At 65.9% G+C, this 10,586-nt stretch carries 10 protein-coding genes; 3 read left to right on the top strand and 7 right to left on the bottom strand.

Annotated elements, in window-relative coordinates; translation table 11 throughout:
- Positions 1–24: 24 nt before the first annotated feature.
- Positions 25–1,506: an AAA family ATPase gene (locus IPP28_05130; protein ID MBL0040429.1), complete on the top strand. Its 1,482-nt coding sequence runs from the start codon at positions 25–27 to the stop codon at positions 1,504–1,506.
- On the opposite strand, the gene IPP28_05125 is transcribed toward IPP28_05130, so the two are convergent.
- Complete coding sequence (locus IPP28_05125; GenBank protein MBL0040428.1) at positions 1,507–2,271, bottom strand: hypothetical protein; 765 nt, start codon at positions 2,269–2,271, stop codon at positions 1,507–1,509. It abuts the gene before it with no gap.
- A gap of 74 nt (positions 2,272–2,345) precedes the next feature.
- Here IPP28_05125 and IPP28_05120 point away from each other — a divergent pair, with 74 nt between their 5' ends.
- Together IPP28_05120 and IPP28_05115 are read left to right on the top strand one after the other, a co-directional pair.
- Positions 2,346–3,281: a hypothetical protein gene (locus IPP28_05120; GenBank protein ID MBL0040427.1), complete on the top strand. Its 936-nt coding sequence runs from the start codon at positions 2,346–2,348 to the stop codon at positions 3,279–3,281.
- Positions 3,282–3,332: 51 nt separating this feature from the next.
- Positions 3,333–4,613 carry an acetyl-CoA C-acetyltransferase gene (locus IPP28_05115; GenBank protein ID MBL0040426.1) on the top strand — a complete coding sequence of 427 codons (1,281 nt, stop codon included), beginning with the start codon at positions 3,333–3,335 and terminating at the stop codon, positions 4,611–4,613.
- Here the strand turns inward: IPP28_05115 and IPP28_05110 are convergent, their stop codons facing one another.
- The 6 genes from IPP28_05110 to glyQ all read right to left on the bottom strand — a co-directional run bounded on the left by IPP28_05110 (position 4,614) and on the right by glyQ (position 10,578).
- Entirely contained in the window at positions 4,614–5,180 is a 567-nt protein-coding gene (locus IPP28_05110; protein MBL0040425.1) for a lipocalin family protein, read from the bottom strand.
- 99 nt (positions 5,181–5,279) lie between these two features.
- Positions 5,280–6,482 (bottom strand): RtcB family protein, encoded by a 1,203-nt coding sequence (locus IPP28_05105; GenBank protein MBL0040424.1) that lies wholly within the window; start codon positions 6,480–6,482, stop codon positions 5,280–5,282.
- A 25-nt stretch (positions 6,483–6,507) separates the two neighbouring features.
- Positions 6,508–6,933: a DNA-binding protein gene (locus tag IPP28_05100; GenBank protein ID MBL0040423.1), complete on the bottom strand. Its 426-nt coding sequence runs from the start codon at positions 6,931–6,933 to the stop codon at positions 6,508–6,510.
- The gene (locus IPP28_05095) at positions 6,920–7,498 is read right to left on the bottom strand and encodes a MarR family transcriptional regulator (protein ID MBL0040422.1); all 579 of its coding nucleotides are present in this window, start codon (positions 7,496–7,498) and stop codon (positions 6,920–6,922) included. Before IPP28_05095 ends, IPP28_05100 begins: the two co-directional genes overlap by 14 nt.
- Positions 7,499–7,572: 74 nt before the next feature.
- Positions 7,573–9,675 carry a glycine--tRNA ligase subunit beta gene (locus tag IPP28_05090; protein MBL0040421.1) on the bottom strand — a complete coding sequence of 701 codons (2,103 nt, stop codon included), beginning with the start codon at positions 9,673–9,675 and terminating at the stop codon, positions 7,573–7,575.
- Positions 9,676–9,678: 3 nt separating this feature from the next.
- Positions 9,679–10,578 carry a glycine--tRNA ligase subunit alpha gene (glyQ, locus tag IPP28_05085; protein ID MBL0040420.1) on the bottom strand — a complete coding sequence of 300 codons (900 nt, stop codon included), beginning with the start codon at positions 10,576–10,578 and terminating at the stop codon, positions 9,679–9,681.
- Positions 10,579–10,586 lie beyond the last annotated feature (8 nt).

The raw sequence follows: 10,586 nt of genomic DNA, 5'->3' as shown, positions 1-10,586 counted from the left end.
CGGCCTTGCCTTGCCCGTCCGACCATGCCCGACCTCGACAATCTCGCCAGCCTGATTCGTGCCGGTCACCCGGTCATCGCCATCGATACCGCCGAAGAAGCGCGTGTCGTCGAGAGCTTCCGCCATGTCATCGGCAAGGTCTGGCGGCCGCTGTACAAGTGGAGCCTGACCGACGGCCTGCAGCGCCTGGACATGACCCTCGATGAACCGCCGCTCGGTGCCGTCGAGGCCACGGCGACGCTGCAGTTCATCAAGGAGCAGAAGGAACGCGCGATCTTCCTGCTGTGCGATTTCCATGGCTATCTGCGCTACCCGATGACGATGCGCTTCCTGCGCGAGATCGTCGAACGCACGAACGCCGCAGCGCATACCCTGGTGCTGATCGGCGTCGGCATCGAGATCCCGAAGGAGATCGAGTCGCATACGGTAAGGGTGCCGCTGAAGCTGCCGGACGAGTCGGCGCTCGGCAAGCTCGTCCGCGACGAAGCCTTCCTGTATTCACGCGAACATGGCGGCAAGCGCGTCGAGATCGACCCGGTCGCGTTCAAGACCATCGTCCGCAACCTGCTGGGGTTGAAACTGCCGGATGCGCGCCGCATCGCCCGCCATCTGGTGTTCCGCGACGGCGCGGTCGGCATGGCCGACTTGCCGGAACTGGCCAAGCTCAAGTTCGAGTTGCTGAACCGCGACGGCGTGCTGCATTTCGAATACGAAACCGCGGCCTTCGCCGATGTCGCCGGCCTGGCGCGCCTGAAGCAGTGGGTCGAGCAGCGCCGCGCGATCTTCCTCGGCGAGAACAAGGTGGCCGGGCTGGACCCGCCCAAGGGCCTGTTGCTGCTCGGCGTGCAGGGCTGCGGCAAGAGCCTGGCCGCGAAAGCCATCGCCGGCTCCTTCGGCGTGCCGCTGGTGCGCCTCGATTTCGGCGCGCTGTACAACAAGTACCACGGTGAAACCGAGCGCAACCTGCGCGAGTCGCTGAAGAATGCCGAAGCGCTGTCGCCCTGCGTGTTGTGGTGCGACGAGATCGAGAAGGGCCTCGCGACCTCGGACAGCGACGACGGCGTGTCGCGGCGCGTGCTCGGTGCCCTGCTGACCTGGATGGCCGAACGCAAGCAGCCGGTGTTCCTGGTCGCGACCGCAAACGATGTCTCGCGACTGCCGCCGGAATTGCTGCGCAAGGGTCGCTTCGACGAGATCTTCTTCATCGACCTGCCCGACACCGCCTCGCGCGATGCGATCTTTCGCGTCCATTTCGACAAGCGCAAGCTGGACTGGGCCGAGTTCGAGCTGGACCGGCTGGTCGAGCACAGCGCCGGCTTTTCCGGTGCCGAGATCGAGCAGGCGGTGGTCTCGGCCCTGTATGCCGCGCACGCCGATGGCGTGCCGCTGCAGCAACGCCATGTCGTCGCCGAGCTGAAGGCAACGCGACCGCTGTCGGTGCTGATGGCCGAGCCGGTGCAGCAGTTGCGCGACTGGGCGAAGACGCGGACGGTCAGCGCCGACTGATCAGTTCGGATTGGCCGGCAGACCGTGCGCGGCCAGGATCGCGGCGGCCTGCCGGAACGGCAGCGATGCGGCATCCCCGCGAACGGCGACGTGGCCGCCGCGATAGTCCACTTGGACATCGCCATCCAGTTCGACGCGTTCATCCCGTTGCGGCGACAGCAAGGCGCACTCGATGATCGACCAGATCGGTGCGAAACCGGCGTGCTCGTACTGCATCGCGGCCAGCGCGCAGAGGTCGTTGCAGGTCAGATAGCGCGCATGTTCGCTACGGATCGAGAAGGCTTCGTTGAGGAACAGCGAGGTGGCCGAGTCGGCCAGCCCCTTGTCCTCGAAGTCGCGCTCCATCAGCGCACCGATCTGCTGAGCATCGTGGTGATGCCCGACCAGCGTGAACGGCACCAGCAACAGCGGGCTGCCGATCAGGCGCAGGTCGGGTTCCAGCACCGGTGCGGCCATGCGCCCGGCCGAGGCACCGAAGCTGGTGATCGCCGGCATCCAGCCGCCACGTTGCGCCTGCTGGTGCATGCGCATCAGTTCACCGTGGATCGGCCAGCCCGGGCGCAGGATCTGGGCCTGGTCATACAGTGCCGCAGCCACCGCGAGTCCCATCGTCTCGATCCCCGGCAGCAGGCGCGCGAGGTCGTTCGCGATCGCGTCACCGAGCAGGTGCGCCGATTCGAGCGGCAGGCTCAGCGCGGTCGGCGCGCCCTCGGGCACCAGCTCGACGGCCAGCACGGCGGGGCAGGAACTCAGGGCAACGGACATGACGGACTCCGATCGATCAGCCGCGCAGTTTAGCGGTCGCAGGAGATTTCGCCGCGCTTTGATAGGATTCATCGATGATCGATTCCCGCAAGAACCGCCTGCGCCGCGAACTGCGCGTGCTGGTGGAACGCTGGCTGGTGCCGGCCCTGATCGCTGCCTTGCCCTGGTCCATCGGCTTCCGCATCGCGCGGCGGCTGGCACGCTGGCCGTGGTTTTTCCGCGAGCGTGTCGATGCCACCGTCGCCATCGCGCAGCGCTACGGCGTCGTGGACGATCCGCAGCGATTCGCCGTCGAGCAGCGCCTGTACCACCTCGTCGACCAGGTCGACCTGTTCCTGCTGAAGTGGCGCAGCGACCGCTATCTCGATCGCCACTTCGACATCGAGGGCAACTGGCCGACGGGTGATGGTGCGCTGATCACGCTGTCCTTCCATTGGGGCGCAGGGTTCTGGGCGCTGCGTTCGCTGCGCCGCAGCGGTCGCCGCTTTGCCGGCCTCTCGGTGCGCACCGATCCGGACAGTTTTGCCGGACAAACCCTGCTGCACCGGTACGCCCTGCTGCGCAATGCCGAAGTGATCCGGACCGGCGCGCATGACCTGGTCTACATCGGCGACGGTCCGCGCCCGATGCTGCGCGCCCTGCAGGCCGGCACCGGCCTGCTGACCTCGATCGACGTGCCCGGCGTCGGCGGCGAGATGCCGGTGCGCCTGCTCGATCGCGATGCGCAGTTGCCGAGCGGCATGATCAAGCTCGCCGAGAAGGCCCAGGTGCCGATCGTGTTCTTCGCGGTCTGGCTCGATCCCGCGACCGGCCGGCGCAAGCTGCGCATCCGCGAACCCCTGCAGGTGACCGATCGCGAGGCGGCAATGGCGTTTGCGGCTGCACACCTCGATTGGATGTTGCGCACCGTGCCGGCCGCCTGGCATTTCTGGGCCTATGCCGACGCCTTCTTCCTGTCCGCGCGGTCGGCGGACACAGAGCTTGACCTCGAAGACCAGCAGTCGGCGTGACCGCTCCACGCAGCTTTGCTAGGGTCGGGACTCCCTGATCCGGAGTTCGTCATGAGCCAAGCCCGCCGCGTCGCCATCCTCGGTGGTTCGCGCATTCCGTTCTGCCGCAACAACACCGCCTATTTCGACCTCGGCAATGTCGGCATGTCGATCAAGGCGGTCGGGTCGCTGGTCGAGAAGTTCAACCTCAGCGGCGTGCAGCTCGGCGAAGTCGCGCTCGGCGCGGTGCTCAAGCATTCCTCGGACTGGAACATCGGCCGCGAAGTCGCGCTGTCCTCCGGCCTGTCGCCGCTGACGCCCGGCATCACCATGCAGCGCGCCTGCGGCACCAGCCTCGACACCAGCATCCACATCGGCAACAAGATCGCGCTCGGCCAGATCGAGGCCGGCATCGCCGGCGGCTCCGACACCACCTCGGACGTGCCGATCGTGGTCGGCGAGAAACTGCGACGCCGCCTGCTCAACATCAATCGCGCCAAGACCTTCGGGCAACGCGTCAGCGCGGCGCTGAAAGGATTCTCGCCCGCCGAACTGAAGCCGGGTTTTCCGGGCGTGGCCGAACCGCGTACCGGCAAGGCCATGGGCGACCACTGCGAAATGATGGCCAAGGAATGGGGCATCGCGCGCGAAGCCCAGGACCAGCTCGCCTACGAATCGCATCGCAAGGCGGCGGCCGCGTATGAGCGCGGCTTCTTCAAGGATCTGGTGGTGCCGTTCCGCGGGCTGGAGCGCGACAACATCCTGCGCGCCGACACCACGGTCGAGAAACTCGCGACGCTGAAGCCCGCCTTCGATCGCAGCTCGGGCAAGGGCACCCTGACCGCCGGCAATTCGACGCCGCTGACCGATGGCGCCAGCGCGGTGCTGCTCGGCTCGGAAGCCTGGGCCCAGGAACGCGGCCTGAAGCCACTCGCCTACCTCACCCATTCGCGTGTCGCCGCGGTCGATTTCGTCGCCGGCGAAGGCCTGCTGATGGCACCGACCGTGGCCGTCGCGGACATGCTCAAGGCGACGGGTTTGACGCTGCAGGACTTCGACTTCTACGAGATCCACGAAGCCTTCGCGGCCCAGGTGCTGTGCACGCTGAAGGCCTGGGAATCGGCCGAGTACTGCAGCAAGCGCCTCGGTCTGGCGAAGCCGCTCGGCGAAATCGATCGGGCGAAGTTGAACGTGGTCGGATCGAGCCTCGCGTTCGGCCACCCTTTCGCGGCCACCGGCGCGCGCATCGTCGCGACCGCGGCCAAGCTGCTTGACGAGAAAGGCGGCGGTCGCGCGCTGATCTCGGTCTGCACCGCCGGCGGCATGGGCGTCGTGGCGATCGTCGAACGCTGATCAGCGTCCCTGCGCGACACGCTGCTCCGGCGCATTGCGCAGCGTGTCAGCCACCCACAAGCGCTCGACCGCATAACCGCGGGCCGCGGCACGTGCCTTGATGCCGTCGAAGACGTCCGGGTCGAGTTGCGGATCGCGGGCCAGCACCCACAGGAACTTGCGCGTCGGCCCACCGACCACGGCCCAGCGATAGTCGGGATCGAGGTCGAGCACCCAATAGTCGGCCCAGACCGGCAACCACGCGAGCCAGCGCGGCGCGAAGCGCACCTGCAGGTTGCCGCTGCCCGAGACGACTTCGCGCGCGACACCGTCGACACTGATGCGCTCGCCGTCGCCGGTCGTGCAGGCATTGCGCACCACGATCTCGCCGTCCTCACCGCGCAGATAGGTCGCGGTCGTGCCGGAGACGCAGTCCTCCTGGTATCGATTCGGCATACGCGCCACCTCGTGCCAGGTGCCGAGATAGCGCCCGAGATCAATGCGTTCGACGGGTTCGTTGGGCAGGGCCGCATGGGCCGCGCCGGTCAATCCAAGCATGCATCCCAGTAACAACAGTCGCAGCGTCATGGCTCACCTCCGATCACACGCGGGGCACTCTATGCACGCCGCGTGTAACCCGCGTGATGCTCCCGCTCTTGTGGGAGCGGGCTCCGCCCCGCGATGCTCCTAGCCCTTCACACACACCACCTGCCGCAACGTATGCACGACCTCCACCAGGTCGCGCTGCGCCGCCATGACCGCATCGATCGACTTGTACGCGGCCGGCGATTCGTCAATCACCTCGGCATCCTTGCGGCACTCCACGTGTGCGGTGGCCTTCACGTGATCGTCCAGCGTGATCAGTTGCTTGGCCCTGGTCCGGCTCATCACCCGGCCGGCACCGTGCGAGCACGAACACAACGCGTCTTCATTGCCGAGCCCGCGGACAATGAAACTCTTCGCGCCCATCGATCCCGGGATGATGCCGAGCTGGCCCTGCTGCGCGCTCACCGCACCCTTGCGGGTCACGAACAGGCGCTCGCCGAAATGGGTTTCGCGCTGTACGTAGTTGTGATGGCAATTCACCGCTTCCTCGGTCAGCGTGAACGGCTTCTTGATCGCCTCCGCCAGCGTGGCAAGCGTATTGCCCATCATGATCGCGCGGTTCTCCATGGCGAAGCGCTGCGCCCAGTCGACCGCGAACACGTAGTCGTCGAAATGCTTCGATCCTTCCTGGAAGTAGGCGAGATCACGATGCGGCAGGTTGGCGATGTGAGCGCGCATGTCCGCCTGGGCGAGTTCGATGAAGTGCGTACCGATCGCGTTGCCGACGCCGCGCGAACCCGAGTGCAGCATCACCCAGACCTGATCGGATTCATCGAGGCAGAGTTCGACGAAATGATTGCCGGTCCCGAGCGTGCCGAGATGGTGCAGATTGTTCGTCTTCGTGAATCGCGGATGCAACTCGCACAGACGCTCGAAGTCGCGCACCAACCCGGACCATGCCAGTTCCGCGGCCTTCGGCGGATCGTTCCATGCACCCTTGTCGCGACTGCCGCGTGCTGTCGTACGGCCATGCGGCACGGCCTGCTCGATCGCGCTGCGCACACCCGCCAGCGAATCCGGCAAATCGTTGGCATGCAGCGAGGTGCGCGCCGCGATCATGCCGCAACCGATGTCGACACCGACCGCCGCCGGAATGATCGCATCCCGCGTCGGCACCACCGACCCGACCGTCGCACCGATCCCGACATGCACGTCCGGCATCACCGCGACATGCGGCCACACCACCGGCAAGCGCGCCACCTGCTGCACCTGCCGCAACGCCTCGTCCTCGACCGGCACGCCTCGTGTCCACAGTTTGATCGGCACGCTGCCTGGTTCCGACATGGTGCGGTATTGGCTGTTCACACGCTCAAGCGCCGAGGAGTCGAGCGCGCGCACACGCCAGCAGGGCTTCCGCCTCCACGAGGCATTGCCGCAAGGACTCGGGATCCATCAAGTCGCCGGAATAGTCATTGATGTTGCGCTTCTTGCGGAGCGCGTCGAGCACGACCATGGTGACCCGATCGACACCGAGTGTCAGCGGCAACGATTGCACCATGGTCTGGTGGTGGCCGGGCGCATCGGTGGCCGGTCGGAATCCGGCGGCGGCCAGCCCCGCAAGCGCACACTGCATGACGGCCTTGTACGCAGCATCGAAACGGGTCTCGTCGCTGATGGTCTCGGCCTTCGCGTCGCGCAAATTGCGCTCGGCGGCCGCCAGCAAGCGCGAGATTTCCTCCTGCGCCGCGACATGGACCTTGAGCCGGCCGATTATCACCAGATTATCCAAGCTCATTCGCGCCCCCGATCACCCAGAGTTTCGGTGACTGCCAGACGGTCGAGACGAACGGATCTCCGGATGCGCGCTTGCGCCGAAACGACTCGCCGTCCATGACCGAAGGATTGATCTCGCGCCCGGTCGCCGGCTGTGCGTCGTGCAGGACTGACACGACGTCGCGGAATCGGACGCCACCGATGACCATGAGATCGATGTCGCTGCGCTCGTGTTCGGTACCGGCAGCCATCGAGCCATAGACGAAGGCAGCATCGATACCACTGGCCAAGGGCTGCAGGGCGGCGCGCAGCACGTCGACGACGCCGCTGGTCTTGCGCAACAGACCGGAAAGCTCATGGGCGATGGGATGAGCGCGGTTCGCGGTGAAGTAGACCTGTCGACCGCTTTCCTGTCGCGTCAGCAATCCGAGCTCGGTCAGCGTTTTCAGTTCCCGGTGCAGGGTGCCCGGAGAAATATCCAGCAATCGCGCCAGTTCGCGCACGTGAAATCGTGCCTGCGGGCGCAGCAGCATCGCGGCCAGCACGGCCGAGCGGGTGTTGCCGAGCAATTGGCTCGCGAGCGTCATGGCGTTCTCAATTCAGCTACATTTGTAGCCGAATTGAGAACGTCGGTCAATCGACGTGCCCTGCGCGACGACAATCAGCCGAGCAACCCGATATCCGCAATCGCCAGAAACTGCGTGCGCAGTGCGCGCAGCAGGCTGAGGCGATTGCCGCGTTTCGCGGGGTCGTCGACCATGACCATGACGCCGTCGAAGAAGGCATCGGCGACCGGCTTGAGTTGGGCGAGGCGCTGCATCGTTTCGACGTAGCGGTGTTCGGCCATCAGCGGCGTGACGTCACGGATCGCGGCGTCGAGCGCGTTCGCGAGATCGGTTTCGGCGCCGGCATCGAGCAGGGCAGCATCGATGCGCTCGGCGATGGCGAACTGCTTTTCACCGGCCTGGCGCAGGATGTTGCCGATACGCTTGTTCGCGGCCGCGAGGCTCTCGGCTTCCGCCTGCTTGGTGAACACGTCGATGGCGCGGATGCGGCGGTCGAAGTCGCGCAGGCTCGAAGGACGCACGGCGAGCACGGCTTCGAAGGCATCAGCACGCAAACCCTGGTCGGCGTAGTAGCCGCGCAGGCGGTCGGTGATGAAGTCGTAGAGATCGTTCGCCTTCGCATCGAGGCCGTCGGTCGAGATCGCGGCGATGGCTTCGCGCAGCAGCGCATTCAGATCGAGATCCAGCCCACCTTCGATCAGCGTGCGCGCCAGGCCAAGCGCATTGCGACGCAGCGAGAACGGATCCTTGTTGCCGGTCGGCTTCTGGCCGATCGCGAACATGCCGGCCAGCGTGTCGAGTTTCTCGGCGATCGCGAGCACCTGACCGAGACGGCTCGGCGCGATCGCATCACCGGCGAAACGCGGCTGGTAGAACTCGTCGAGCGCGTTCGCGACTTCCGCGGACTCGCCCTGGGCGATCGCGTAGTAGCGGCCCATGATGCCCTGCAGCTCCGGGAACTCGCCGACCATGCGCGTCATCAGGTCGCACTTCGCGAGCTTCGCGGCCTGCGTCGCCTGCGCCGGATCGACACCAAGGCCGTGCATCGAGCGCAGCCGTTCGGCGATGACGCGGGCCAGTTCGCCGACGCGGCAGACCTTGTCCCAGACCGAACCGAGTTTCTGCTGGTAGGTGACTCTCTGCAGCGCGTCCTGCTGCGCCGCCAGCGGCGACTTGAGGTCATCGTCGAAGAAGAACTTGGCATCGGCGAAGCGCGGACGAATGACGCGCTCATAACCCTTGCGGATCTCGTTCGGATCGCGGCTCTCGATGTTGGCGACACCGATGAAATGTTCGGTGAGCTTGCCGTCCGCGTCGAACACCGGGAAGAACTTCTGGTTCGACTCCATCGTCATGATCAACGCTTCCTGCGGCACGCGCAGGAAGTCGCGTTCGAAGGTGCAGGCGATGCCGACCGGCCATTCGACCAGGTTCTTCACTTCGTCGACGAGTTCCTGACGCAGGCGCGGCAGGCCGCCCAGCCCTTCGGCCACGCGCTGCACTTCGCTGATCACGCGATTCGCGCGCTCGGCCGGATTGACCAGGACTTTCGCGGCACGCAGCGCATCGATGTAGTCGTTGGCATTGCTGATCCACACCGGCTCCGGATGATGGAAGCGGTGACCGCGGCTCATGCGGTCGGACTTCAGACCCAGGATCTCGGCCGGCACGACATCGGTGCCGAGCAGGATCACCAGCCAATGGGCCGGGCGCACGAACTGGTAGTCGAGGTCGGACCAGCGCATCGGCTTCGGAATCGGCAGCGCCTTCAGCGCCTCCTCGACGATCTGCGGCAGCAGGGTCGCGGTCGGCTCACCCGGCTTCACGGCGCGATGCACGAGCCACGCGCCCTTGTCGGTATCGATCTTTTCGAGTTGTTCGACGGTGACGCCGCAACTGTGCGCGAAACCGATCAACGCCTTGGTCGGCGTGCCGGAGGCATCGAAGGCGGCACTCGCGGCCGGGCCGCGGCGCTCGAGCTTCTGCTCGGGCTGCTGCAGGGCGACGTCTTCGATCCAGACCGCGAGCCGGCGCGGCGAATGCAGCGCGCGCACCGAATGCGCAGTGTGCGCGATGCCGCGCTTGCTCAAGCCGGCAGCAACGCCATCGCGAAACGCGTTCGCGAGTTCGTCCAGCGCCTTCGGCGGCAGTTCTTCGGTGCCGAGTTCGATCAGCAGGGGGGCGATAGGTGTCGTCATGGTTCAGGCCGCCTTGTGCTTCAGGCCCGGGAAGCCGAGCTTCTCGCGCTGCGCGTGGTAACACTCGGCCACCGCCTTCGCGATCGTGCGCACGCGCAGGATGTAGCGCTGGCGTTCGGTCACGCTGATGGCACGGCGGGCATCGAGCAAGTTGAAACTGTGGCTGGCCTTGCACACCTGCTCGTAGGCCGGCAGCGGCAGGTTCTTCTCGACCAGCTTCAGCGCCTCGCCTTCGCAGGTATCGAACCAGGCGAATAGGGCATCGACGTTGGCATGTTCGAAGTTGTAGGTGCTCTGCTCGACTTCGTTTTGGTGGTAGACATCGCCATAGGTGACGGTGCCCTGCGGGCCCTGCACCCAGACCAGGTCATAGACGTTGTCGACGTTCTGCAGGTACATCGCCAGGCGTTCGAGGCCGTAGGTGATCTCGCCGGTCACCGGCTTGCAATCAAGACCACCGGCCTGCTGGAAATAGGTGAACTGCGTGACTTCCATGCCGTTCAACCAGACCTCCCAGCCGAGACCCCAGGCGCCGAGCGTCGGCGATTCCCAGTTGTCCTCGACGAAGCGCAGATCATGTGTCAGCGGGTCGATGCCGAGCGCCTTCAACGAGCCGATGTAGAGGTCGAGGATGTTGGTCGGGTTCGGCTTCAACGCGACCTGATACTGGTAGTAGTGCTGCAGACGATTCGGGTTCTCGCCGTAGCGACCATCGGTCGGGCGCCGCGACGGCTGCACGTACGCGGCACGCCACGGCTCCGGGCCGAGCGCACGCAGGAAGGTCGCGGGATGGAAGGTGCCGGCACCGACTTCGATGTCGAGCGGCTGGATCAGCACGCAACCCTGCTCCGCCCAATAGCGGTTCAGCGTCTGGATCACGTCCTGGAAAGTGGGGCCTGTCATGGGGATTC

The sequence above is a fragment of the Lysobacterales bacterium genome (assembly GCA_016721845.1).
In the GTDB taxonomy this organism is placed as follows: Bacteria; Pseudomonadota; Gammaproteobacteria; order Xanthomonadales; family Ahniellaceae; genus JADKHK01.
This window is presented reverse-complemented; position numbering and strand designations above follow the sequence as displayed.

Bases quoted from the DNA above. Each gene is read 5' to 3' on its own strand.
- IPP28_05130 (MBL0040429.1), top strand. From the start codon at position 25: ATGCCCGACCTCGACAATCTCGCCAGCCTGATTCGTGCCGGTCACCCG.
- IPP28_05125 (MBL0040428.1), bottom strand. From the start codon at position 2,271: ATGTCCGTTGCCCTGAGTTCCTGCCCCGCCGTGCTGGCCGTCGAGCTG.
- IPP28_05120 (MBL0040427.1), top strand. From the start codon at position 2,346: ATGATCGATTCCCGCAAGAACCGCCTGCGCCGCGAACTGCGCGTGCTG.
- IPP28_05115 (MBL0040426.1), top strand. From the start codon at position 3,333: ATGAGCCAAGCCCGCCGCGTCGCCATCCTCGGTGGTTCGCGCATTCCG.
- IPP28_05110 (MBL0040425.1), bottom strand. From the start codon at position 5,180: ATGACGCTGCGACTGTTGTTACTGGGATGCATGCTTGGATTGACCGGC.
- IPP28_05105 (MBL0040424.1), bottom strand. From the start codon at position 6,482: ATGTCGGAACCAGGCAGCGTGCCGATCAAACTGTGGACACGAGGCGTG.
- IPP28_05100 (MBL0040423.1), bottom strand. From the start codon at position 6,933: ATGAGCTTGGATAATCTGGTGATAATCGGCCGGCTCAAGGTCCATGTC.
- IPP28_05095 (MBL0040422.1), bottom strand. From the start codon at position 7,498: ATGACGCTCGCGAGCCAATTGCTCGGCAACACCCGCTCGGCCGTGCTG.
- IPP28_05090 (MBL0040421.1), bottom strand. From the start codon at position 9,675: ATGACGACACCTATCGCCCCCCTGCTGATCGAACTCGGCACCGAAGAA.
- glyQ (MBL0040420.1), bottom strand. From the start codon at position 10,578: ATGACAGGCCCCACTTTCCAGGACGTGATCCAGACGCTGAACCGCTAT.